General features: G+C 65.9%; 25 protein-coding genes. 13 read left to right on the top strand and 12 right to left on the bottom strand.

Going from position 1 to position 23,791, the window contains the following annotated elements; all coding sequences use genetic code 11:
- Window positions 1-11 precede the first annotated feature (11 nt).
- The 3 genes from BM190_RS09905 to BM190_RS09895 all read right to left on the bottom strand — a co-directional run bounded on the left by BM190_RS09905 (window position 12) and on the right by BM190_RS09895 (window position 2,258).
- A complete protein-coding gene (locus BM190_RS09905; RefSeq protein WP_092253917.1) occupies window positions 12-1,448 on the bottom strand; it encodes a TolC family protein in 1,437 nt (478 codons plus the stop codon).
- Between the two features lie 9 nt (window positions 1,449-1,457).
- Complete coding sequence (locus tag BM190_RS09900; RefSeq protein WP_092253915.1) at window positions 1,458-1,742, bottom strand: hypothetical protein; 285 nt, start codon at window positions 1,740-1,742, stop codon at window positions 1,458-1,460.
- 75 nt (window positions 1,743-1,817) lie between these two features.
- Complete coding sequence (locus tag BM190_RS09895) at window positions 1,818-2,258, bottom strand: hypothetical protein (RefSeq protein WP_092253913.1); 441 nt, start codon at window positions 2,256-2,258, stop codon at window positions 1,818-1,820.
- Window positions 2,259-2,483: 225 nt separating this feature from the next.
- On the opposite strand from BM190_RS09895, the gene BM190_RS09890 reads away from it, so the two are divergent.
- Window positions 2,484-3,671 carry an MFS transporter gene (locus BM190_RS09890; RefSeq protein ID WP_177236995.1) on the top strand — a complete coding sequence of 396 codons (1,188 nt, stop codon included), beginning with the start codon at window positions 2,484-2,486 and terminating at the stop codon, window positions 3,669-3,671.
- On the opposite strand, the gene BM190_RS09885 is transcribed toward BM190_RS09890, so the two are convergent.
- Together BM190_RS09885 and BM190_RS09880 are read right to left on the bottom strand one after the other, a co-directional pair.
- Entirely contained in the window at window positions 3,668-4,075 is a 408-nt protein-coding gene (locus tag BM190_RS09885; RefSeq protein WP_092253909.1) for a DUF4864 domain-containing protein, read from the bottom strand. The two genes, BM190_RS09890 and BM190_RS09885, sit on opposite strands and share 4 nt — an antisense overlap.
- Window positions 4,076-4,141: 66 nt before the next feature.
- Window positions 4,142-4,780, bottom strand: coding sequence for a TetR/AcrR family transcriptional regulator (locus tag BM190_RS09880; protein ID WP_092253907.1), 639 nt, complete (start codon window positions 4,778-4,780; stop codon window positions 4,142-4,144).
- A 251-nt stretch (window positions 4,781-5,031) separates the two neighbouring features.
- Between BM190_RS09880 and BM190_RS09875 the strand changes: the two genes are divergently transcribed.
- Genes BM190_RS09875 through BM190_RS09865 form a run of 3 tightly spaced genes read left to right on the top strand, consistent with a single transcriptional unit; the run spans window position 5,032 to window position 8,835 of the window.
- A complete protein-coding gene (locus BM190_RS09875; protein WP_092253905.1) occupies window positions 5,032-5,529 on the top strand; it encodes a (2Fe-2S)-binding protein in 498 nt (165 codons plus the stop codon).
- Complete coding sequence (locus BM190_RS09870) at window positions 5,526-6,581, top strand: FAD binding domain-containing protein (protein ID WP_092253903.1); 1,056 nt, start codon at window positions 5,526-5,528, stop codon at window positions 6,579-6,581. The genes BM190_RS09875 and BM190_RS09870 overlap by 4 nt, the downstream gene beginning before the upstream one ends.
- Window positions 6,574-8,835 (top strand): xanthine dehydrogenase family protein molybdopterin-binding subunit, encoded by a 2,262-nt coding sequence (locus BM190_RS09865; protein WP_092253901.1) that lies wholly within the window; start codon window positions 6,574-6,576, stop codon window positions 8,833-8,835. The genes BM190_RS09870 and BM190_RS09865 overlap by 8 nt, the downstream gene beginning before the upstream one ends.
- 42 nt (window positions 8,836-8,877) lie before the next feature.
- On the opposite strand, the gene BM190_RS40340 is transcribed toward BM190_RS09865, so the two are convergent.
- Both BM190_RS40340 and BM190_RS09860 read right to left on the bottom strand, forming a co-directional pair.
- Complete coding sequence (locus BM190_RS40340; protein ID WP_177236994.1) at window positions 8,878-9,030, bottom strand: hypothetical protein; 153 nt, start codon at window positions 9,028-9,030, stop codon at window positions 8,878-8,880.
- Between the two features lie 191 nt (window positions 9,031-9,221).
- The gene (locus BM190_RS09860; RefSeq protein ID WP_008561958.1) at window positions 9,222-9,770 is read right to left on the bottom strand and encodes a cupin domain-containing protein; all 549 of its coding nucleotides are present in this window, start codon (window positions 9,768-9,770) and stop codon (window positions 9,222-9,224) included.
- 148 nt (window positions 9,771-9,918) lie between these two features.
- Here BM190_RS09860 and aptA point away from each other — a divergent pair, with 148 nt between their 5' ends.
- Both aptA and BM190_RS09850 read left to right on the top strand, forming a co-directional pair.
- On the top strand, window positions 9,919-11,247 hold the full coding sequence (aptA, locus tag BM190_RS09855) for an omega-aminotransferase AptA (RefSeq protein ID WP_177236993.1): 1,329 nt from the start codon (window positions 9,919-9,921) through the stop codon (window positions 11,245-11,247).
- 70 nt (window positions 11,248-11,317) lie between these two features.
- Complete coding sequence (locus BM190_RS09850) at window positions 11,318-12,583, top strand: D-amino acid dehydrogenase (protein WP_092253897.1); 1,266 nt, start codon at window positions 11,318-11,320, stop codon at window positions 12,581-12,583.
- Window positions 12,584-12,738: 155 nt separating this feature from the next.
- Here BM190_RS09850 and BM190_RS09845 read toward each other — a convergent pair whose 3' ends face one another.
- Window positions 12,739-13,383: a helix-turn-helix domain-containing protein gene (locus BM190_RS09845; RefSeq protein ID WP_177236992.1), complete on the bottom strand. Its 645-nt coding sequence runs from the start codon at window positions 13,381-13,383 to the stop codon at window positions 12,739-12,741.
- Window positions 13,384-13,562: 179 nt separating this feature from the next.
- Between BM190_RS09845 and BM190_RS09840 the strand changes: the two genes are divergently transcribed.
- From BM190_RS09840 to BM190_RS09825, 4 genes are read left to right on the top strand one after another with little or no spacing between them, the layout of a single operon-like run.
- Window positions 13,563-14,321 carry an ABC transporter substrate-binding protein gene (locus BM190_RS09840; RefSeq protein ID WP_092253893.1) on the top strand — a complete coding sequence of 253 codons (759 nt, stop codon included), beginning with the start codon at window positions 13,563-13,565 and terminating at the stop codon, window positions 14,319-14,321.
- A 31-nt stretch (window positions 14,322-14,352) separates the two neighbouring features.
- On the top strand, window positions 14,353-15,006 hold the full coding sequence (locus BM190_RS09835; RefSeq protein ID WP_092253891.1) for an amino acid ABC transporter permease: 654 nt from the start codon (window positions 14,353-14,355) through the stop codon (window positions 15,004-15,006).
- A complete protein-coding gene (locus BM190_RS09830) occupies window positions 15,003-15,734 on the top strand; it encodes an amino acid ABC transporter ATP-binding protein (RefSeq protein ID WP_092253889.1) in 732 nt (243 codons plus the stop codon). Before BM190_RS09835 ends, BM190_RS09830 begins: the two co-directional genes overlap by 4 nt.
- A 12-nt stretch (window positions 15,735-15,746) precedes the next feature.
- The gene (locus tag BM190_RS09825; protein ID WP_092254018.1) at window positions 15,747-17,033 is read left to right on the top strand and encodes an NAD(P)/FAD-dependent oxidoreductase; all 1,287 of its coding nucleotides are present in this window, start codon (window positions 15,747-15,749) and stop codon (window positions 17,031-17,033) included.
- 55 nt (window positions 17,034-17,088) lie between these two features.
- Here the strand turns inward: BM190_RS09825 and BM190_RS40335 are convergent, their stop codons facing one another.
- Window positions 17,089-17,331 (bottom strand): hypothetical protein, encoded by a 243-nt coding sequence (locus BM190_RS40335; protein ID WP_177236991.1) that lies wholly within the window; start codon window positions 17,329-17,331, stop codon window positions 17,089-17,091.
- Between the two features lie 157 nt (window positions 17,332-17,488).
- Entirely contained in the window at window positions 17,489-19,078 is a 1,590-nt protein-coding gene (locus tag BM190_RS09815) for a gamma-glutamyltransferase family protein (protein WP_092253887.1), read from the bottom strand.
- Between the two features lie 120 nt (window positions 19,079-19,198).
- Between BM190_RS09815 and BM190_RS09810 the strand changes: the two genes are divergently transcribed.
- Window positions 19,199-19,972 (top strand): enoyl-CoA hydratase-related protein, encoded by a 774-nt coding sequence (locus tag BM190_RS09810; protein ID WP_092253885.1) that lies wholly within the window; start codon window positions 19,199-19,201, stop codon window positions 19,970-19,972.
- 144 nt (window positions 19,973-20,116) lie between these two features.
- Here the strand turns inward: BM190_RS09810 and BM190_RS40330 are convergent, their stop codons facing one another.
- Entirely contained in the window at window positions 20,117-20,293 is a 177-nt protein-coding gene (locus tag BM190_RS40330; RefSeq protein WP_018316954.1) for a hypothetical protein, read from the bottom strand.
- Between the two features lie 9 nt (window positions 20,294-20,302).
- A complete protein-coding gene (locus BM190_RS09805; protein WP_018316955.1) occupies window positions 20,303-20,536 on the bottom strand; it encodes a DUF6894 family protein in 234 nt (77 codons plus the stop codon).
- Between the two features lie 262 nt (window positions 20,537-20,798).
- Here BM190_RS09805 and BM190_RS09800 point away from each other — a divergent pair, with 262 nt between their 5' ends.
- Window positions 20,799-22,817, top strand: a complete 2,019-nt coding sequence (locus BM190_RS09800; RefSeq protein ID WP_244550629.1) for a PQQ-dependent sugar dehydrogenase — start codon at window positions 20,799-20,801, stop codon at window positions 22,815-22,817.
- Window positions 22,774-23,715: an SMP-30/gluconolactonase/LRE family protein gene (locus tag BM190_RS09795; protein ID WP_177236990.1), complete on the top strand. Its 942-nt coding sequence runs from the start codon at window positions 22,774-22,776 to the stop codon at window positions 23,713-23,715. Before BM190_RS09800 ends, BM190_RS09795 begins: the two co-directional genes overlap by 44 nt.
- Window positions 23,716-23,791: the final 76 nt, after the last annotated feature.

Raw genomic sequence — 23,791 nt, 5'->3', positions numbered from 1 at the left:
CGGCCTCCATCTCAGTGGCCGCCGTCGGCAGGCGCTGCCGCGGCGATGGTGGTTGAAGTGTCGCCGCTCGCAGCAGGCGCGCCGCCATTGACGGCGGTCTGCAGGTCGGACTGGGCGAGGAAGAATCGTTGCCGGGCGTCGATCGCGCCGCGCAGCGAGGCCAGACGCTGTCGTGCTTCGGTGAGCAGCGCAAAGATGTCGACCTGCATGCTGGAGAAGCGGAGCTGCATCTCCTCGGTGATGATCTTGCGCAAGGGGATGATCTCGCGCTGGTAGTGGCTGGCGATGTCGTAAGTGGATCGGTAAGTCCGATACGCATCGCGCGCCTCCGAGCGCACGTTCACGGCGCGCTCGGTCAGGCGGTTGAAGGCGAGATTGTAGATCTCTGCCGCCTGTCGCATCCGCACCTCGCCGCCGTCGAAGATCGGGATCTGGAACTGGACGTCGAAGCCGCGTTCGCGGAACGGCGCGCCTTCGGGATCCCTGGTGCGGCGGGAGATGCCGGCGAGATCGAGCAGCGTCACGAAGCGGGTCGCCTCGGTGAGGTTCAGCGACTTCGCCAGCGCCGTCAGCTCCAGCCGGGCGATCTGCAGATCGATGCGATGGGCTACCGCATCGGCCTCGATCGAGGGCAGTGCCTGCGGCCGGCGCGGCAGCGGCGGCAATTGATTGGGCAGACGGAAGTCGAGGCCGCCGTCCCACAATCCCATCAGCCGCGCGAGCCTTTCGCGCGCGCTCGTCGCCGCCTGGCGCGCGGAGGCGAGGTCGGCGGTGGTCTCGGCGTAGAACACCTGCTCGCGGGCCTGGTCGAGCTTGTTGAGCGAGCCGGTCTCGCCGAGCTTGACCGCAAGCTGTGCGGTCGATTCCGCCGTCGCCTTCGCATCCGTCAGCAGCGCCACCATCTCGTTGCCGGCGACAGCGCGCACGTAAGTGCCGCGGACGTCGGCGGCGAGCCGCAAGGTCGCCAGCGCCGCGCGCAGCTGCGCCTGTCGGAATCGGTCGCGGGCAATGTCGGAGCGGAACGGCAGGGTGGCGAGCGCAAGAATGTCGCCGACCACCTGGCGCTCGATCTCGCTGGCGCCGTTGCCTGAGATCCGCGAGATCGAGAACACGGGATTGGGCGGCAGGCTCTGCTCGACCAGATCGGTCTCGGCCAGCGCCAGCTCGTTATAGGCGGCTTGCAATCCCTTGTTGTTGAGCAGTGCGATCTGAACGGCGGCCTCCACGCTCAGCGCCCGCGACAACAACTGGCGAACGCGCGCGTCAACCGCGCCCGCTCCCTCGGGCGTGCGAACGAAGGCGACATCCTTGTTGATGGTCTGGCTCGTCAGCTCGGAGACCGCGCTCATGCCGCTGTCGGGCGAGAACACGGCGCAGCCGGCAAGTCCGGGTGCGACAAGGCCGAGCGCGGCGAGAACGAGCAGGCTTGGCGCGAATTGATGTGTCATGGCGCGCTCCTACCGGTCCTGCTTCGGCCGCGGCGCGACGGCGTCGTTGCGATCGCGCCACGGCGCCGGCGCTGCGGGCCGCAGGCTGGTGTAGGGCGCAATGGTCGACCGATAGCCGACAGGCGCGACCTTCGCCGAGGGATCGGCGGGATCGGCGCCGGCGACTTGCGTCGTTGCCGGGGTGCAGCCGGACAGCGCCAGCGCAAGTGCGGCCAGCAGCGGCCAATGGAATCGAAAATGTCGTCCACCCACCGCGGATGCGGCGGCGAACTTCGCCCCGGAAAGCGCAAGCATGATTCATCCCTGATCTGAAAGACCACAGGTCCGCGCGCGCAAAAGCGCGCAACGGCCCGAAATCGTCGTGTCAGATCAGGCGATGGGAGGACGGTAGTGCAGGGGCGGCGCCGCGCTGTGCAGGCTGGCCACGATCTCGGCCGCACAGGTGGACATTGGCTGGACCAGCGTCGCGACGACCGGCAGATCGGCCGGCAACCCACTGACGCACATCATCGCACAGCAGGGGCCGACTGTTCCCTTGCCGCCATGGTCATGCTGAGCCGGCGCGTCCTGCTTGGCTTGGTGATGCGCGTGCACCCCCGCGTGGTCGTGCGATGCGCCGTCGTGCGCATGACCCGCCCCCATCTGATGATGGACTGGTGCGGGATCTGCCAGCAGGGCCTCATCAAGGCACGGCGCCGGGCCGCTGCCCAAGGCGAGGCTTGCGGCCGGCGCGAGCACGCAGAACAGATAGGCGAGGGCGATGATCCGCCCCACCCTGATCCGCATCGCTCGTGTCAAACGCAGCAACATTCCGCCGACATGTGTTCCGCGCGGCGATTTGCTCACGCAGATTGCAAACTAATCGCAAAACGCGCGTTCGCCAAGAACTTATTACCGCAGTGCACCGCGCATGCCCAATATCGCGCCACGATGCTTGACCGCAAGGCGATCCGCGAACATGTTCCGCGCGTGCACGCGCCCAATCATCCAGGACAAAGCTCTGATTCATTCAGCCCTGATTCCCGTCAGGCCTGGATGCGGCTGCTTATTGCGCTTGTGATCGGCTCGATCGGCGCCGTCGGCATGTGGGCGGTCGTGGTCGTGATTCCCGTGGTGCAAGCGGAATTCGGTGCCACACGCGGCGCGGTGTCGCTCGCCTTCACGCTGATGATGTTCGGTTTCGGGCTTGGCGGCGTGATCGCCGGCAAGATCACCGACCGGTTCGGCATCGTGCCCGCGATGGCGATCAGCATCGCCTTCCTCGGCGTTGCCAATGTGCTCGCGGGGCTGTCCGCGCATCTCTGGCAGTTCGTGGCGGCGTATTTCCTGATCGGCCTCGGAACGTCGGCGACCTTCGCGCCGCTGATGGCGGAGGCCTCGCACTGGTTCGAGCGTTATCGCGGCCTTGCCGTGACGATCGTCGCCAGCGGCAATTACTTCGCCGGCACGATGTGGCCGCCGATCGTGAACTGGGGCATGCAGGAGGTTGGCTGGCGTCACACCCATATCGGCATCGGCATCGTCTGCGTCAGCCTGATGACGATGCTGGTGCTGGTGTTGCGTGCGCAGATGGGCGACGACAAGGTCCACGATCACGCCAATGCGCCACCGCCGCGCGTCGATCTCAAGCTCTCGACCAACACGCTGACGGTGCTGCTCTCGATCGCCAGCATCTCCTGCTGTGTCGCCATGGCGATGCCGCAGGTGCATATCGTCGCCTATTGCGGCGATCTCGGCTATGGCGTGGCGCGCGGCGCCGAGATGCTGTCGCTGATGATGGCCTGCGGCATCGTCAGCCGGATCGGCTCGGGCTTCCTCGCCGACAAGATCGGCGGCATCCGCACACTGCTGGTGGGATCGGTGGCGCAGGGCTTCGCGCTGGTGTTCTATCTGTTCTTCGACAGCCTCGCCTCGCTGTATCTCATCTCCGCGATGTTCGGCCTGTTCCAGGGCGGTATCGTGCCGAGCTATGCCATCATCGTGCGCGAGGCGATGCCGGCGAGCGAGGCGGCGACGCGCGTCGGCATCGTGATCTTCGCCTCGGTGTTCGGCATGTCCTTCGGCGGCTGGGTGTCGGGCATCATCTTCGATGCCACCGGCTCCTACGCCGCGGCGTTCGCCAACGGCGTGGCGTGGAACGCGCTCAATATCGGCATCGTCGTGTTGCTGTTGATCCGCTCGCGGATGAAGTCGGTCAGGACCGGACCTGGCTTCGCAACCTAAACCGCCTGTCCCGCCTTCAGCAGCGAGCAGCCGGTGATCTTGTAACTGCCGTCCGCCTGCTGCTCGAGCGTGTACAGGGCTTCCCAGGCCTCGCCATTGGCATCGACGATGTGGACGCGCTGCGCAATCCAACCGCCCTCGATCTTGCTCTCGCCGAACTCGAAACTCTTGTGCCGGTAGACCGGCGCGTAGCCGCTTTGCACCATGGCCATGAAGATGTCCGGCGCGGGAAAGATCTCCCGGATCGCCGGCGCGGCAAAGGAATAGGCCGCGCTCGCATCGTCGCGGGCGAAGGCCTGCTCCTGGGCCCGGATCACGCCCTGCGCCGTCGCGACATCGTCGGCGCGTGCTGAGATGGGATTGAAGGCAATACTGAGAGCGACCAGCAAGGCGGCAATGCGCATGACAGGCTCCGCGTTGAAATCCCGGCAATGCTGATCCTAGCATGACCTCAGGGCAATACGGGCGCGCTATCGCTTCCGTTTCACCGCGGGCTTGTCTGGCCTGGCCGCGCGCGCCTTGGCCTTGGCAGCGGATTGCACCCGCAATCCGTCGACGAACACGTCGAGCAGGCGCAGCACCGAGGCTTGCCATCCCGGCTGATCGTGCATGTAGCACATCCCGAAAAACGCCCGCAGCAGGTCCTCCGGGCTGATATCGGCGCGCATCTGGCCGGCTGCGACCGCGCGCGCGAGCAGCGAGCCGATCGCCTTGGTCAGCCGCTCCATGGAGAAAACGGCAAGTTCCGACGAGCTCTGATACGCCAGCGCCAGCGCGGCCGACATGCCTTTCTTGGTGGCAACGAATTCGACGGCGGACCGCAGCCAGCGCCGCAGCGCTTCGACCGGATCCTTTGCGGTTCGCAGGTGCTCGGCAAGCTCGCTGAGCTGCCCGACCTCGCGCCGGTACACCGCCTCGAACAGATCCTCACGCGTCGGAAAATGCCGATAGAGCGTGCCGATGCCGACGCCGGCGCGCTTGGCGACGGCCTCCAGGCTCGCCTCCGGGCCGCCCGCGTTGAACACGGCCTTGGCGGCTTCGAGCACGCGCTCGCGATTGCGCACGGCATCGGCGCGGGGCTTCCGGGTCTGGTCGGTGTGGTCGTCCATATCAGGCAATGTAGATCACGAATTGGTTAGATTGAACCCTCGTTGAACCCTTGCCGGGCTGCATCGCGTTGGTGGCGCACGGGGTTTTGACCAATTCCAATATTTTTCCACCGGCCCTTGTTAAGCGGAGGGAGCCTCCGTATCTTCGCCTCGATGTTGGCCGGCTTCTGCCCGGTCAATTTGGATCGACGGCGGCCACGACGGTGGCGCGCTGCGCGATCACTCATGTCCAAATCTGATCGGAGCCTTGTATGAACCACTCCATCAGCCTCACCGTGAACGGTGCGCGGCGCGACTTCGTCCTCGACGATCCACGCGTCACGCTGCTCGATCTCCTGCGTGAGCGCCTCCATCTCACCGGAACCAAGAAGGGATGCGATCGCGGCCAGTGCGGCGCCTGCACTGTTCTGGTCGACGGCAAGCGCATCAACTCGTGCCTCGCGCTCGCGATCAGTCATGACGGCGCCGACATCCTCACCATCGAAGGCATTGCGCGCGGCGACCAGCTGCACCCCGTGCAGGCCGCCTTCATCGCCCATGACGGATTTCAGTGTGGCTTCTGCACGCCGGGTCAGGTCATGAGCGCGATCGGCATGATGGGCGAAGGCCAGGCCGGCAACGATCCCGAACGCATCCGCGAATGCATGAGCGGCAATCTGTGCCGCTGCGGCGCCTATGCCGGCATCGTCGATGCCGTGCTCGATGCGCAAGGACAGATGGACGAAAGCGATCAGAGGCGCTCCGCATGAAACCGTTCGATTACGTCAGGCCTGCCACCGTCACTGAAGCGGTTGCCGCCGCTGCCCAGCCGGGCGCGGTCTATCTCGCCGCTGGCACCAATCTGCTCGATCTGATGAAGGGCGGCGTCAGCCGTCCGGATCGTCTGGTCGACGTCACGCATCTCGATGGGCTCGACGGCATCGAGCGCCTCGCCGATGGGTCCTTGCGCATCGGTGCGCTCGTCAGCAACGCCGATCTCGCGCATGATGCGGACTTTGCAAGGTCCTATCCCGCCGTCGCCGAAGCCCTTCTCTCCGGGGCATCCGCGCAGTTGCGCAATGCCGCGACCGTCGGCGGCAATCTCTTGCAACGGACGCGCTGCGCGTATTTCTACGACACTGCCAGCCGCTGCAACAAGCGCGAGGCCGGCAGCGGCTGCGATGCGCGCGGCGGCGAGAACCGCACCCACGCGGTGCTCGGCTGGAGCGAGAGCTGCATCGCCACGCATCCCTCCGATTTCTGCGTGCCGCTGGTCGCGCTCGGTGCGGTCGTCGAGATCGAGGGGCGGGCGGGCCGGCGCGAGATCGCGCTCGACGAGCTGCATCGCCTGCCCGGCGATACGCCCGAGCGCGAGTCCGCGCTCGAGCCGGGCGATCTCATCGTTGCAGTGCGCCTGCCGCCGGCGGCGCGCGAGTTTGCCCCGCATGCGCGCTACCTCAAGGTCCGCGAGCGAACCTCCTACGCCTTCGCGGTGGTCTCGGCCGCTGCTGCGTTGCGGATCGAGAACGGCAGGATCGCCGAAGCGCGGCTTGCGCTCGGCGGTGTCGCCGCAAAGCCCTGGCGTGCCAGCGCTGCGGAGGACGTTCTCAAGGGCGTCGCGCCCACGACCGATGCCTTCCAGGAAGCCGCCTGGCGTGCGCTGACCGACGCAAAGCCGTCCGGCGACAACGCCTTCAAGATCGAGCTCGCACGCCGCATCGTCGTGCGCGCGCTGACCCTCGCTGCCGCCGGTACGCCCGCGCGCCTGCCCGCACTGCCGGCCTCTCCCTTTGCCTCGACATCAGGAGCCATCCATGCCTGAGCTCAACCTCACCAGTGCGCCTGCCCATCTGCGCCACGGCTCTAATATCGGCCAGCCGCTGACCCGTCGTGACGGCGTCCTCAAGGTCACGGGGCAGGCGACCTATGCTGCCGATAATCATCCGCCCGGCATGCTGTTTGCGGTGATCGCGACCTCCAGCATCGCGCGCGGACGTGTGGCGTCGCTCGATGTCGCCGCCGCCAAGCGCCATCCCGGCGTCGTCGATGTCATGACGTCCGACCACAAGCCACCCCTCGCCATCGACCCCGAGATCAAGACCAATCCCTTCGTGTTTCGGATGGAGGCTTTGCAGAGCAACGAGGTCCGCTACGCCAATCAGCCGATCGCGGTCGTGATCGCCGAGACGCTTGAAGCCGCGACGGAAGGTGCCGCGCTGCTGGCGCCGCGCTATGAGACGCTGCCTGCGCTCATCGGCCTCGATGCCGGCGAGAGTTTTGTGCCGCCCGTCGTCGGCGTCGGCAACCCCACCGAAAATCACCGCGGCGATGTCGAGGCGGGCCTTGCCTCGGCCGAGACGCAGATCGACGCGACCTACGAGACGCCGCCGCAATATCACAACGCGATGGAGCCGCATGCGGTCGTGGCTCACTGGGATGGCGACAAGCTGTCCGTGGACATGCCGACCCAGGGCCTGAAGCTGTCGCTTGCGCGCATCGCCGAGCTGTTCGGTATCGCGCACGACAAGATCCACATCCGCAGCCCGTTCCTCGGTGGCGGCTTCGGTTCGAAGGGGCTCATGGGCGGCCCGCCGGTCCTCGGCATCATGGCGGCGAAGCTGGTCGGCAAGCCGGTCAAGCTGGTGCTGCGCCGTGAGCAGATGTACGGCCCGGTCGGCCATCGCGCGCCGACGCGCCAGCGCCTGCGCATCGGTGCCGACGGAGAGGGGCGCCTCACCGCGCTCGATCACCATGCGCGGACCGTATCGAGTACGTTCGACGATTTTTACGAGCCCGCGGCCGATGCCTCGCACACACTCTATGCGGCGCCTGCGATCCGCACCTCGCATGACGCCGTGCGCGTCAACACCGGCACGCCGCTGTTCATGCGCGCACCCGGTGAGGCGACCGGCTCGATTGCGCTGGAGAGCGCGATCGACGAAATGGCGTGGGCCTGCGGCATCGATCCGCTTTCCTTCCGCCTGAAGAACTATGCCGAGGTCGAGCCGATCACGGGAAAACCGTTCTCGTCAAAGGCGCTGCGGGCCTGCTACGATCAGGGCGCGGCGCGCTTCGGCTGGGCGAAGCGTCCGCTGCAGCCGCGTCAGATGCGCGACGATGCCGGCCTGCTGGTCGGCTGGGGCATGGGCACGGCGACTTTCCCGGCGCTGATGTTCCAGGCCGAAGCACGCGCGGCGATCCGCCGCGACGGCTCCGGCGTGATGGAGATCGGCGCACACGACATGGGGCAGGGTGCCTGGACGGCACTGGCGCAGATCGCGGCCGACGCCGTCGGCCTCGATGTCGACCGCGTCACGTTCAAGGCGGGGACATCGGACCTGCCCGATGCCGGCATCGCCGGCGGCTCCGCGCACACCGCAACCGCGGGTGCGGCGATCCACAGCGCGGGCGCGGCCGTGATCGCAAAGCTCGCCGATCTCGCCACCAATGACGAGCGCTCTCCGCTGTTCGGCGCCGGCAATGCCGGCGTGATCGCGCGTGACGGCAGACTGATCCGGCGCGATGACGAGAGCCGCGGCGAGAGCTATGCCGAGATCCTCGCGCGCGCCGGCGTCGCCGAGGTCGAGGCGCACGGCACCGGTGCGCCGAACCCCGCGGCGATGGAGGAATATGCCATGCATGCCCATGGCGCGGTGTTCGCGGAAGTGAAGGTCGATCCCGAACTCGGTCAGGTCCGCGTCACCCGCATGGTCGGGGCCTTTGCCGCCGGGCGCATCGTCAACCCGCGTATGGTGCAAAGCCAGCTGTTCGGCGGCATGATCTGGGGCCTCTCCTTTGCGCTGCACGAGGAGGCCGTCACCGACCGCCGCAGCGGCCGGATCATGAACGCCAATCTCGGCGAGTACCACGTTCCCGTGAATGCCGACGTGCCGCCGCTCGACGTGATCACGGTCGAGGAGCACGACCCGCACGTCAATGCGCTCGGCATCAAGGGCGTCGGTGAGATCGGCATCACCGGCAGTGCCGCCGCGGTCGCGAACGCGGTCTGGCATGCGACTGGCGTGCGCGTCCGCAAATTCCCGATCCGGATTGAGGAGTTGCTGGCGCAGCGTTGAGGCGGCAGGCGGAGCGAGGCCCGCTCGCTCTGCGGCGGACGATCAGTTCATCATCCTGCGGAGAGCCTTGATCTGCTCTTTCTGCACTTCGATGTATTTCGCGATGGCCTTGCGCAGCTCGCGCGAACGGAGCTTGTCGGTGTCGCGCAGGACTTCGTCGAGCGCGGCTTCCGCATTGGCAAGAGTGGTCTTCATGCGCGAGCCCCTGTTACGAAGCGGCCCCGGAGTACCCAGGAGTCCGGGGCCATAACCTCAGCACCTCTAAGCCAGGCTGCTCGGCTACGGTTCGTAATATATAGCGGTCCGGCGCGCGGAAATTGAGATGGCTCAACCACCGTAAGATACCGGTGGCCGCCCGGAACCTTCCGGATGCGACTGTTCGCGATTCAGAACGTCGGCGGCGTGCAGGCCGAGATCACCTCGCACGGTTTGCCGCCGACGCAGCGGAAACGGTGCGGGCGGCGGCTCTCGAAATAATAGGCATCGCCCGGATTGAGGATGCGCCGCTCGTCTTCGACGGTGACTTCGAGCTTGCCCGAGATCACGATGCCGCCTTCCTCGCCGTCATGGACGAGGTGGACGCGCCCGGTGTCGCTGCCGGGCTCGTAGCGCTCTTTCAGGATCTGCAGGCTGCGGCCGAACAGATTGTCGCCGATCTGCCGATAGGAGATCGGCTTCTTGCCGACTTCGGTCAGCTCCTCGGCGCGGTAGAAGATCTTGCGCCTCGACTCCGGCTCCAGCGCGAAAAACTCGGCGAGCCCCATCGGGATGCCGTCGAGGATACGCTTGAGGGCGCCGACCGAGGGGTTCATCTGGTTGGATTCGATCAGCGAAATCGTCGAATTGGTGACCCCGGCGCGCTTGGCCAGCTCGCGCTGTGACAGCTTGTGACGCGCCCGGATGAATCGCAGCCGTCCACCGATGTCGACGCTCATAGCCAAGTCCTGTGTTGCAGGTGTTGCGGATCGCGCAAATATGGACCGGCAGCCCCAGCGAAATCAATGGCTTGCAGGTTACCAGAAAAGGACTTGTTGCGCTTTTGAAGCCGTGGCTCTGCTAGAGGGTCAGCAAAGGAGCGCGGCCGTGACCCTTCATCAGATTCCGAACACTATCAAGACCGACTCGTTCTGGATGCCGTTCACGGCCAATCGGCAGTTCAAGAAGGCGCCGCGCCTGTTCTCCTCGGCCGAGGGCATGCACTACACCACCGTCGACGGCCGCAAGGTGATCGACGGCTCCGCCGGCCTGTGGTGCGTCAATGCCGGCCACGGCCGCAAGCAGATCGCCGCCGCAGTCGAGCGCCAGCTGATGACGCTGGACTTCGCACCGTCGTTCCAGATGGGCCATCCGCTGGCCTTCGACTTCGCCGAGCGCCTCGCCGAGATCGCGCCGAAGGGCCTCGACCGGATCTTCTTCACCAATTCCGGCTCCGAATCGGTCGACACCGCGCTGAAGATCGCGCTCGCCTATCACCGCGCCAACGGCCAGGCGAGCCGCACCCGCCTGATCGGCCGTGAGCGCGGCTATCACGGCGTCGGCTTCGGCGGCACCTCGGTCGGCGGCATGGTCGCCAACCGCCGCGCCTTCGCCACCCTGCTGCCGGGCGTCGACCACATCCGCCACACCCACGATCTCACCCGCAACGCCTTCGCCAAGGACCAGCCCGAGCACGGCGCCGAGCTCGCCGACGATCTCGAGCGTCTGGTGGCTCTGCACGGCGCCGAGACGATCGCTGCCGTCATCGTCGAGCCGGTGCCCGGTTCGACCGCGGTGCTGCCGCCGCCGAAGGGCTACCTGCAGCGCCTGCGCGAGATCTGCGACAAGCACGGCATTCTCCTGATCTTCGACGAGGTCATCACCGGCTTCGGCCGCCTCGGCACGCCGTTCGCCGCCAACTTCTTCGGCGTCACGCCTGATATGATGACCACCGCCAAGGGCATCACCAACGGCACCATTCCGTGCGGCGCGGTGTTCGCGCATCGCAAGGTGCATGACGCCATGATGATCGGCCCGGAAAACGTCATGGAGCTGTTCCATGGCTACACCTATTCGGCGCACCCGACCGCCTGCGCCGCCGGCATTGCGACGCTCGACATCTACAAGGATGAAGGCCTGCTGACGCGCGGCGCCTCGATCGCCGACTATTGGCGCGATGCGCTGCATTCGCTGAAGGGCCTGCCCAACGTCATCGACATCCGCAATTGCGGGCTGATGGGCGCGGTCGAGCTGTCGCCGCGTGACGGTGCGGTCGGTGCGCGTGGCTACGACGTCATGGTCGACTGCTTCAATCGCGGGCTGTACTTCCGCATGAGCGGCGATTCCTTTGCGCTGTCGCCGCCGTTGATCGTCGAGAAGAGCCACATCGACGACATCGTGTCGATCCTGGGTGACGCCATCAAGCGGGTGGCCTGATAATTGCTCTCGCCGTTGCGAGTTGTTTCCTTGCAGCGGCGAGCGTGATGCCGCGGGAGTTTGACCAAGCGTGAAAGTTCTGATCCTCGGCAGCGGTGTCATCGGTGTCACCTCTGCCTACTACCTTGCGCGTGCCGGCCACGAGGTCACGGTCGTCGACCGTCAGCCCGAGCCGGCGCTGGAGACCTCTTTCGCCAATGCCGGCGAAGTGTCGCCCGGCTATTCCTCGCCCTGGGCCGGCCCCGGCGTGCCGGTGAAGGCGGTGAAGTGGCTCCTGATGAAGCACGGCCCGCTGGTGATCCGGCCGAAGCTCGATCCGGTGATGTGGGTCTGGCTGCTCAAGATGCTGCGCAACTGCACCAGTGCGCGTTACGCGGTCAACAAGAGCCGGATGATCCCGATCGCGGAATACAGCCGCGATTCCTTGCGCGATCTGCGCCGCGACATCGGCATCCAGTATGACGAGCGCTCGCAAGGCACGCTGCAGCTGTTCCGTTACCAGGCCCAGCTCGACGGCACCGCCGAGGACATCGCCGTGCTCAAGCAATATGGCGTGCCCTTCGAGGTGCTGAGTCGCGAGGGCTGCATCGCGGTCGAGCCGGCACTCGGCGGCGTGAAGCAGAAGTTCGTAGGCGGGCTTCGCTTGCCGCAGGACGAGACCGGCGACTGCCACATGTTCACGCAGGCGCTGGCCAAGCATGCCGAGGCGCTCGGCGTGCGCTTCATGTTCAACACCTCGATCGACCGTATCGTCACCGACGGCGCGCGCGTCAGCGGCGTCGCGACCAGCGCCGGCATGTTGCAGGCTGATGCTTACGTGCTCGCGCTCGGCAGCTGGTCGTCGCGGCTGGTTGCGCCGCTCGGCATTTCGCTGCCGGTCTATCCGGTGAAGGGCTATTCGATCACGGTGCCGATCAAGGAGGCCTCCGGCGCGCCGGAATCGACCGTGATGGATGAGAGCTACAAGGTCGCGATCACGCGATTGGGCAACCGCATCCGCGTCGGCGGCACCGCCGAAATCTCGGGCTATTCGGACAAGCTCTACGACGCGCGCCGGGCCACGCTCGATCATTCCTTGTCCGATCTGTTTCCGTGCGGCGGCGATCTCGCCAAGGCGACGTTCTGGAGCGGCCTGCGTCCGATGACGCCGGACGGCCCGCCCGTGATCGGCCCGACGCAATTCGCCAACCTCCACCTCAACACCGGCCACGGCACCCTCGGCTGGACCATGTCCTGCGGTTCGGGTCGCGTGCTCGCCGACATGCTGTCGGGCAAGAAGCCGGACATCGATGTGAGTGCGCTGACGGTGGAGCGGTATAAGCACCGGTTTGGGTGATCTCTTCGCCTCTCCCCGCGTGCGGGGAGAGGCCGGAATTTGCATAGAAAATTCCGGTTGAGGGGGAGCCTCCGCGAGTCTCACTCTGACCGCTTGCGCGGAGGGCGCCCCTCACCCCGACCCTCTCCCCGTAAGAACGGGGAGAGGGAGAGCGGTCACCCCGCCCCCGTCACGCAATTCACCCACAGCACCATGGCCTTCGCATCCTGCGCCGGATTGGAAAACCGGTGTGGCCGGCGGCTGGCAAAGCGAAAGCTGTCGCCGGTCTTCAGCGACCAGGTCTCGCTGTCCACCGTCAGCATCATCTCGCCTTCGAGCACGAGGCCGGCCTCTTCGCCGTCATGGGTGTAGAGCTCGTCGCCAGTGGAGCCGCCGGGCTCCAGATGCACCAGGAACAGATTGAGCTTGTTGTCGGCGCTCGCCGGGCTGAGCAATTGCCTGGAGACGCCGGTGCGCCAGAGCTTCAGCTCGGGCCGCTGCAGCCCGCGCGTCACCACCTGATCGGAGGTGCCGTCGGCGCTTGGGCTTGCGCCGAACAGTGCGGCTATGCCGACGCCGAGCACGTCGGCGAGCGTCGCCAGCACGCGTAGCGATGGTGACGACAGGCCGCGCTCGATCTGGCTGAGAAAGCCGATCGACAGGTCCGTGCGCGCCGCGACCGTTTCCAGCGAGAATTGCCTGACGCGCCGGAGATCCCTGATGCGGCGGCCGACCGCGACGTCCATCGCGGGCTCGGCGGATTTGGCGACGGCTTTGGTCTTCACCCTCTTCACCGGCTTTATCGCGGCCGGTCTGCGCATTCTTTTGCCACCGCTCACGTCAAACCGCTTCCTTCATGTGCATGAAAACCACTTGCATCATCCGCGAAAGTGTGACCAAATTTTCATATTGGTGAAAATAGGCCGAAACGGCTCGGCTCGCAACGTCTGATCACGACACCTGCGAGCGCCGCCATCGGCCAGACCCAAAGGGGGATGCGATGAAGCGTTTTGGTCTGGCCGCGGTCGCGGCGCTCGCACTGATAGCCGTGGCGCCCGCTTCGGCGCAGCAGGTGCTGAAGGTCGGCTCGACCCCGACGGGTATTCCCTTCACCTTCCTCGACACCAAGACCAACACCATCCAGGGCATCATGGTCGATCTCGTCACCGAGGTGGGCAAGGATGCCGGCTTCAATGTGCAGATCGAGCCGATGCAATTCTCGGCGCTGATCCCGTCGCTGACCTCGAGCAAGATCGACATCATCGCCGCCGCGATGTTCATTACCGCACCGCGCAAGGAAGTCGTCGATTTCTCCGACCCGATCTACACCTACGGCGAGGGCCTGGTGGTGCCGAAGACCGACACCAAGGCCTACGCTACGCAGGACGACCTCAAGGGCGAGACCGTCGGCGCGCAGGTCGGCACCGCCTTCGTCGATGCGCTGAAGAAGTCCGGCCTGTTCGCCGACGTGAAGGCCTACGACACCATTCCGGACATCCTGCGCGACGTGAACACCGGTCGCCTCAAGGCCGGCTACGCCGATTATCCGATCCTCGCCTACAATCTGAAGCAGGGCGGCTTCCCCGAGGTGCGGCTCGTCGATGGTTACAAGCCCGTCACCGTCGGCTCGGTCGGCATCGGCGTGCGCAAGGGCGAGAGCGCGCTGCTCGGCAAGATCAACGCCTCGCTGGCCAAGCTGAAGGCCAACGGCACCATCGACAAGATCCTCGATAAATGGGGCCTGAAGGCCCAGGGCTGATCGATAAATTCGGATCGATGAAGGCTGCCCGATGAAAGGCTTCTGGCGCGACGCCGTCGAGTTCTTCCCGATCCTGATGAACGGCGTCGCACTGACGATCGTCGTCACCATCGGTTCGCTATTGCTCTCGACGGTGCTCGGCCTGATCTGGGCGATGATGCGGGTGTCCGGCATCAAGGCGCTGTCGATGATCAGCGCCAGCCTGATCAATGTGATCCGCGGCATCCCGATCATCGTGCTGTTGTTCTACCTCTACTTCGTGATGCCCGATCTCGGCGTCACGCTATCGGCCTTGCAGGCCGCGATCCTCGGGCTCGGCGTCGCCTATTCGGCCTATCAGGCGGAAAATTTCCGCGCCGGCATCGAGGCGATCGACAAGGGGCAGATCGAGGCGGCGCAGTCGATCGGCATGGGCTGGTGGCTCACCATGCGGCGCGTGGTGCTGCCGCAGGCGGTGCGCATCGTGCTGCCGCCTTACGGCAACGTCATGATCATGATGCTGAAGGACTCTTCGCAGGCCTCCACCATCACGGTCGCCGAGCTCGCGCTGCAGGGCAAGCTGATCGCGTCCTCGACCTTCAAGAACACCAGCGTGTTCACGCTTGTGGCGCTGATGTACCTCACCATGAGCATTCCGCTGATCCTGCTGGTTCGTCACTTCGAGAAGCGGGCCGGCAAGCGATGATCGAGCTGAACGACGTCCACAAGAGCTTTGGCGAGAACGAGGTGCTCAAGGGCATCACGGCCTCCGTGCAGAAGGGCGAGGTGGTCTGCATCGTCGGTCCCTCCGGCTCCGGCAAGTCCACCATCCTGCGCTGCATCAACGGGCTCGAAAGTTACGACCGCGGCGAGATCAGCGTTGAGGGCCTGAAAGTCGATCGCGATGCGCCGTCGATCGTGAACATCCGCACCCAGGTCTCGATGGTGTTCCAGCGCTTCAATTTGTTTCCGCACCGGACGGCGCTGGAGAACGTGATCGAGGGGCCACTCTTTGTGAAGAAGGAGCCGCGTGCCCAGGCGCTGGAGCGCGGCCGCGCATTGCTTGCCCAGGTCGGGCTTGCCGAGAAGGCCGATGCGCATCCGCCGCAGCTCTCCGGCGGCCAGCAGCAGCGCGTCGCGATCGCGCGGGCGCTCGCTATGCAGCCCAAGGCGATCCTGTTCGACGAACCGACCTCGGCGCTCGATCCCGAACTCGTCGGCGACGTGCTCGGCGTGATGCGCAAGCTCGCCGACGACGGCATGACCATGGTCGTCGTCACTCACGAGATGGGCTTTGCCCGCGACGTCGCCGACCGCGTGCTGTTCATTGACGGCGGCGTCATCGTCGAGCAGGGGCCGGCCAAGGCGCTGCTCAACCAGCCCCAGCATCCGCGCACGCAGGATTTTTTGCGGCGTGTGCTGCATCCGCTTTGATTGGTCTTTGCCATGCCTGCGCGCCTGCCTCTGCCGCCCTCGCTCTATGCCGACACCGCCGTTGCGCCGGCCGCCACGCCGCCGCTCGATACGGACAGGAATGTTTCGGTCGCGATCGTCGGCGGTGGTTACACCGGCCTGTCCACGGCGTTGCATCTGGCGGAGCAGGGTGTCGAGGCGCTGGTGCTGGAGGCGCAGGAGCCGGGTTGGGGCGCGTCCGGCAACAATGGCGGCCACACCAATCCCGGCCTGAAGCACGATCCTGATCAGATCGCGGCTGATTTCGGCGCTGACCTCGGCCGCCGCATGATCGAGTTCGCCTACGGCACCACGAATTTCACGCACGATCTGATCCGCCGCTACCAGATCCCGTGCGAGGCACGTCAGAACGGTACGCTGCGCGCGGCCTATCACGAGGCCAGGGCTGCCGCGATCAAGACCACCGCTCAGCAATGCATCCGCCGCGGCATGCCAGTGACATATCTGAACCGCGAGCAGCTCCGCGAGATGACCGGTACCGACCGCTACATCGGCGCCATGCTCGATGCGCGCGGCGGCGATCTGCATCCGCTCAGTTACGCCCGTGGTCTCGCACGCGCCGCGGTCTCGGCCGGCGCGAAGGTGCACGGCGAGACGCCGGCGCTGTCACTGCGCCGCGATGGCAGCCGCTGGCGCATCGAGACGCCGCGGGCGGTGGTTCATGCCGACAAGGTCCTGCTCGCCACCAACGGTTTTACCGACGATCTCTGGCCGGCGCTCCGCCGCACAATCGTGCCGGTTTTCTCTTCGATCGCGGCCACGGCGCCGCTCTCCGATACGGTGGCCCGCGCGATCATGCCGACGCGGTCCGTGCTCTACGAGAGCGGCCACATCACGGTGTATTACCGCATCGATCAGCACAATCGTCTCTTGATGGGCGGCCGCGGCCCGATGCGCTGGATCAAGTCGCCGAACGACGTCGCCTATCTCATGCGCTATGCCGAGCGGCTATGGCCGCAGTTGAAAGGCGTTGCCTGGACTCACGGCTGGAATAGCCGGCTCGCCATCACCGGGGATCACTATCCCCACGTGCATGAGCCGGCCGAAGGCATCCTGATCTCGCTCGGCTGCAACGGCCGCGGCGTCGCGCTCGCGACCGCGATGGGCGCGCAGCTCGCGCGTCGGCTGATCGGCGGCGCCAAGGCGGAGATCGACATGCCCATCACGGGCATCAAGCCGATTCCGAGGCACGCCTTCTGGCCGGTGGGTGTGACGACCGCCGTGATCGCCGGCCGCATACGGGACCGGCTCGGCATGTGAAGAAGGCGCCGCCCGGTCAGGAGCGACGCCTTGCATCATAGATCGATATAGGACGTCAGCAGCGGCCCTGTTTCCACAGGCCGGGCGGGCATCCGTGACCACGCCAGCCGACCTTGCGTCCGCGCGACCATCCGGGCGGTGAGCCGTAGTAATGATGGCCCATCGAATGACCATGACCATGGCCGTGCCCATGTCCACCGCCATGTCCACCACCATGCCCGCCCTTGGCCAGGGCAGGACTGGTGAATGTGAATCCGGCTGCAAGGATCAGCGACGCGGCGAGCGCAAGTTTCTTCATATGTCCTCCACTGGGGCGAGCGCACTTGTCCGTTCAATCAACGAACGGCCGGTAGGTAAGTTCCCTGCGAATGTGGAGGAGTCGTGACGCTCGCGCAGATGCGTAATCGCGCGAGAACTCAACGCGCGCTGGCACAATCCCGCATTGATCGATGCGCTCAGGCTTCCGCCACCGCGTCGGCCCAGGGCTGGAAGATCTCGACCGCACCAAAATTCGTGTCGCCCTCGCGCATCACCACGCTCGGGCAGGCGAATTTTTGCGGCAGCGTCTGCACGCGGGTCTCTTCATAGTCGAAGCGCGAGCCCAGCGTCTTGCGCACGTCCTCCGGCAAGCGAGCATCGCCGATCACCACCGCGCCCTCGCTGGCGTCGATGCGCGGCTGGTGGATGGCGGCATCGAGGCCCATGCCGAAATCCATTGCGAAGGAGACGAGCTGCATCACCGAGGGCAGGATGCGGCGGCCGCCGGAGGCGCCGACCGCGAGCCGCTTGCCGTCCTTAGTCTCGGCGATGACGGGCGTGTAGTTGCAGAGGCAGCGCTTGCCGGGCGCGAGCGAATTGGTGGTGCCCGGCGTCGGATCGAACCACATGATGCCGTTGTTCATGGCGATGCCGGTGTGCGGCGTCACATATCTCGAGCCGAACGACGAGAGCAGCGTCTGCGTCACCGCGGCGATGTTGCCGTGGCGGTCGACCACGGAGAAATGCGTGGTGCAGGCGGGAGCCAGATATTCGGCACCGAGCGAGCGTTTGCCGTCGGCATCGCCCATGTCCTTGAGCCGCTCGCGGAAGGCCGCCTGCAGAGCGAGCGCATATTCGACATAGGCAGCCGCGTCCGGCGCGCTTGCCGGCGTCAAGCTCTGCTGCAACAGACGCAGCGCGTGCGCCATGGTGGGCCCGGCCGTGAGCTCAGGCGTCGCATAGACCTTGCCGCCGCGATACGGGATCGCCAGCGGCTCGCGCAGATGCGCGCGGAAGGCGGCGAGGTCCTCGACCGACAGCGAACCGCCATCGGCCTTGATGTCGGAGGCGATGCTCCTGGCGAGATCGCCCTGGTAGAAATCGCGCGGTCCGGCCTCGGCGAGATGCGACAGCGTCGCTTTCAGCGTGTCCTGCGGCAGTCGCGTCTCGGCCTTGATGCCCCATGGCGCGCTCGGCGGCAGCCCATCCTTCAGGAACGCCGCCACGCTGGCGGGATAGCGCCTGAGATCGGCGGCCGAGCCCGAGATCGTCACCGTGGTCCACCAATCGACCAGCAGGCCTTCGCCGGCGAGCCTGGCTGCCGGCGCGACCAGATCCTTCCACGGCATTTTGGCGTAGCGGCGGTGCGCCTCTTCCATCCCGGCGACGACGCCGGGCACGGCGATCGAGCCGGGGCCGTGGATGTTGCGATCGTCCTTCACCCGCGGCCAGGGGAAGAGATCGGACGCAGCGCCTTCGCCGCTGAGCGGATAGTCGGCAACGCGCAGGCTCTGCGGCGCACACATGCCGTAGTCGATCACCTCGTAACGATTTTCCTTGGCGCGGTAGAGCACCATTGCACCGCCGCCGCCGATGCCGCTGTTCCAGGGCTCCACCACATTCAGCGCCATGGTGGTTGCGACGATCGCGTCCACGCAGTCGCCGCCCGCCGCCAGCACCTGCGCGCCCACTTCGGCCGCCCGCCGCGATTGCGAGGCGACGATGCCGCCCTTGGAGCTGACGGCGGGTTTGCGGATGGTTTGGTTGAGGCTGAACTGATGAGGCATGATGTCGTCTTGATCTCTGTTGTTCTGGCGTTGCTGTGCTGGCGCGGAAGCTCAGCATTGGCTGATGTTGCGAAGGATGGCACATTGCCGCCAACGAGAAAATCCAAAGGGAGACGCGACATGGCTGGTGTGAAACAGGCGCGGGATGGCGCGGTCGGAATCCTGACGCTGGACGAGCCGGCGAGCCTGAATGCGATGACGCCGGACCTGCTCGGTGCGCTCGCCGCCGCCATCGGCGAGATGTCGCAGGACGAGGGTATTCGAGCCCTGATCCTCACCGGCGCGGGGCGTGGCTTTTGCTCAGGACAGAATTTGAAGGCCTCGGAAGCGCTGGGTGAGGATCTTGCTGCCGGCGTCATGAGGTTCTACTGGCCCGCCTTCAAGGCGCTGCGCGAATGCCGCGTGCCCGTCGTCGTCGCCGTCAATGGCGTCGCGGCCGGCGGCGGCTTCAGCCTGGCGATGGCCGGCGACATGATCGTGGCGGCGCGGTCGGCGAGCTTCATCCAGGTGTTCAGCCGCATCGCGCTGGTGCCGGATCTCGGCTCGACCTGGCTGTTGCCGCGGCTGATCGGCCGCCAGCGCGCCCTCGAGCTGATGCTGCTGAACGAGCCGCTGACGGCCGAACGCGCCCAGGAGATCGGCCTGGTGCGGCAGGTCGTCGAGGATGCAAAGCTGATGGACGAGGCGCTGGGTCTGGCGCGCCGCATCGCCGAGGGACCGACCCGCGCTTTGGTGGCAACGCGCCTGCTCGTCGAGGAGAGCGAGCATGCGACCTACGAGGCGCAGTTCCGCCGCGAGATCGAACTCCAGGCGGTGATCCGCAAGAGCGCCGACGCCCTTGAGGGGCGCAACGCCTTCGTGGAGAAGCGCAAGGCGAAGTTTACGGGGAGGTGAGGTGGGGCACGCTTGCCCTGCTCGTCATGCCAGGGCTTGCCTCGGGCATCCGTCTTTGGCCCACGCCCCAAAACGTAGATGGCCGGGACAAGCCCGGCCATGACGAAGGAGAGACGGAGATTGGAAGCCGCGAGGCCTCAGCGCTCAGAGCGAGCGGTTCAGCCGGCTGGCCTGATACTTGGCGCGCCATTTGGGGCCCGGCCCGCGCATGTAGTGCAGCTCCGGGCGGTAGGGGTCGCCCGCGACCCTGATCAGCGTCTGCCATTTGGCGGCGACGAAGTTCACGGGCTGGCGGAACAGGCTCAGTGAAGCGAGCAACATGACATCACCTCAATGCGGCTTGCCGAGCATGGCGGTGAAGGGAAGATCGAACAGATCCTCGCCGTCGGAGCCGCTGACATGGATCACCCAATCGCGCCAGTCTTCAGCGCCGGGCGTCTGGATCATCGAATTCATGATCTGGGAGGCACGGTCGCGCGCCTCCGTGAGATTGGAGACGGCGGCGCCGTAGCGGTCGATCAGCGTGCCCTCGGTGTTGGAGCAGTGAAAATAGACCTGGACCATATGCGCCTCCTGGCGGGAGTAACTTGGATGGCAAATCGATACCACCCGAAGCCTTCGCGAAACATTCGGGTCGAGCCCGGTAAGGGAATCTACGGATATTGGTCGGCTCAGAGGTCGTTACAGGTTTAATCACAGGCGAGTGATGTTCGGCTGGACGGCGTTCGGACGGCATGAAACAGCTGTTTCGCGGGAAATCTTGGGGGCCGCCGTGAGCTACTTCACATCCAGGCGTGGACGCCGAAGCCTGCGCGCATGTGCGGGGATGTTGGCGGTCCTGCTTGGGCTCATCTCGGCGGCGTCATCGGAGCCGCTCCGCCGCAGCGGCTATGCGGTCAGCGCGGAAACCTGCGGCAATGGCGATCTCGCTTTTCCCAGGATCCAGATCGACATGAAAGCCGGATTTTGCGCCGGCCTCGTCGCCAGCGAAGAGGATGGCCTGAAATTCCCGCGCGCGATCGTCCAGGTGCCGGGCCGGGAGCTGCTCGTGGTGGCCGACATGGGCGGCTGGGGCCACACCGACGGACGGCTGTTGCTGCTCGATCCGCGCGCGGCCCAGGGCCAGCGGTTCAGGGAGCTTCTGACGGGAATCGAATATCCGTTCGGCCTGACCATCGGCCCGGACAAAAAGCTCTACGCCTCGACCGCCGAGACCATCTTCCGGTTCGACCCGCTCGCCGACAATCCGCGCGGCACGGTCGAGACCATCATCCGTCATATGCCTGGCCGCCGGATCACGCTGCCCGACGGGACGAGGCTCCAGGAGAGCGCGCATCCGCTCAAGCAGTTTGTCTTCGACAGGAACGGGCGGCTATTCGTCAATGTCGGCTCGCACAGCGACGACTGCATCACGCCGGCGCCGATCACAAAGCCTTGCGCGGCGGCCGAGGGCGCTTCCGCGATGGCAGCGATCTGGCTGTTCACGCCGCCCACGGGTGGCGTCTTCCCGGCGCTGAAGCCTGGCGATGCCGATCCGCCGCACACCGTCTATGCGCGGGGCTTGCGCAACTCGATGGCGCTGGCGCTGCATCCGAAGTTTCCCGAGGCCGGCTACGCCTTCCTGCAGGGCGAGAACAGCCGCGACTTGCCCGACATCTTCAAGCCGAACGAGGAGATCAACGCGATCGAGCAGGGCAGGCATTATGGCTGGCCCTATTGCTACGATCTGTCGACGCCGAGCCCGGAATTCAGGAACGTGCTGCAAGGTGGGCTCTACAAATCGCTCTGCACCGCCAACGCGCTCTACAAGCCGCCGCTCTCGCTGATGCCGCCGCACGGCGCGCCGCTCGCGATGCTCTATTATCACGGTGGCAAATTTCCGGAGCTGGAGGGCAAGCTGCTGGTCGGCCTCCACGGCTATCGTCCGACCGGCAGCCGTGTCCTCGTCTACGACGTCGACGATCGCGGTTTCCCCAAGCCGTCCCCGGCGCCGGTGCGCTACCACGTCAGTTGCGCCGCCGATCCGGCGCGCAGCTTTCAGACAGACGCCGGCGAGGTCGCCGCCTCGCCGTTCGACGAGCTGATCGCAGGCTGGCACCGCGTCAACGGCGCGCGGCCGCAAGGTGCGCCGGTCGGCATGACGGTCGCGGAAGACGGCGCGATCTGGCTGGTCGAGGACAAGAACCGGACGGTGATCCGCATCGATCGTGCCGCGGGTGATCCGCCACAGCCGCTGCCGTGCGACATGCGCAGCCAGACGATGATCAATCAGCTCGCGGCCTTCGTCGCCAGGGATGCGCAGAACAGCGCCCGGCTGACCACACTGCGCAAAGGCCTCGTCGAGAAGCATTGCGTCGGCTGCCATTCCGATTTCGGTTTGAAGGGCGGCCAATCGGAGGCGGAGAAGGACGCGGCGGTGCTCCGCTTCATGCTGTCGCAGGACGGTTGGATCTATCCCGGCGATCCCGATGCCGGCAAGCTACGCACGCGACTGCGCGGTCTCGGCGCGGAGAAGCTGATGCCGCCGGGCGGCGAGAGCCTGCCGAAGACCGAGCCAGGCTACAAACGCCTGCTGGACACCGCGGATCTGCTCGTCGCGACAATGGTTCCGGGCACGCGGATGCGGATCAAGCCGGGCCCGCCGCAGCGCAAATTCTTTGGCAAAACCAGCAAGGAATGCGGCGAAATACCGGCTGCGAAGGTCGTTGTCGTGACACAAAGGAGCGCTGTAGACAAACCCGGCTTCAGCCGATTCTTCCGGCCTGCCGATCCCTATTTGAATGGCGAGTGCACCGACGGCGATGGCTATTACATCCGGCAGGAGTTTCTGGTGCCTGTGCAGTAGCGTCCTACTCGCCGTTGCGACGGCATCCGCCCAGGCAGAGACCAAGCTGTTCGAGAGCGCGCAGGTGACGCCTCCCGGCGAATATACCTTCGGTATCGAGGGACCCGCGGCTGACCTCGACGGCAATTTGTTCGTGGTCAATCTCGGCAAGCCCGGCACCATCGGCCGGCTGCCAGCCGGCGCCACCGCGTCGGAGCCGTTCACGGCGCTGCCCGATGGCAGTGTCGGCAACGCCATTCGCTTCGACCGCAGCGGCACCATGTTCATCGCCGATTACAAGAAGCACAACATCTTCGCGATTGCGAAGGGGGCGACCGAGCCGTCTCTCTGGTTTCACTCCGACGAGATGAACCAGCCCAACGACATTACGATTGCACGTGAGGGCACGATCTATGCGAGCGATCCGAACTGGAAGGGCCGCGAAGGCCATATCTGGCGGATCGCGAAAGCCGCCGACGGCACGGTGCAGGGGCAGATCATGTCGGCGCCGCGTGCAATGGGCACCACCAACGGCATCGATCTCAGCCCTGACGGCAAGACGCTCTATGTCGGGGAATCCAGCAGCGGCCAGATCTGGTCCTATGCGATCAACGGCAACGAGCTCACCGGCGCAAAGCTCGTCAAGGCGTTTCAACCCGACACCGTCGACGGGCTGCGCACGGACGTCATCGGCCGGCTCTATGTTGCGCGCATTCTCAAGGGCACGATTGCGCTGATGAAGCCGAACGGCGCGGTCGAGCGGGAGATCGCGCTGAAGGCCAAGGAGCCGACCAACCTCGCCTTCGGTGGCAGCGACGGCAAGACCGTCTTCGTCACCCAGCGTCAGGGTGGCTTTATCGAGTCCTTCCGCACCGATCAACCGGGTCGCGAGCACTGCCTCCAGCGCGGACGCTGCTGAGCGCCGGTTGCGATCTGCTTCCGGCGCAGGGCGAGACGGCATTCTTCTTGCTTGCATCTGGCTGCCGCAGCGATCA

Origin of the sequence: Bradyrhizobium sp. Rc3b, from assembly GCF_900114915.1 — a bacterium.
Classification (GTDB): Bacteria; Pseudomonadota; Alphaproteobacteria; order Rhizobiales; family Xanthobacteraceae; genus Bradyrhizobium.
The sequence above is the reverse complement of the archived record's forward strand: the minus strand, read 5'-3'. Positions and strand labels throughout refer to the sequence as shown.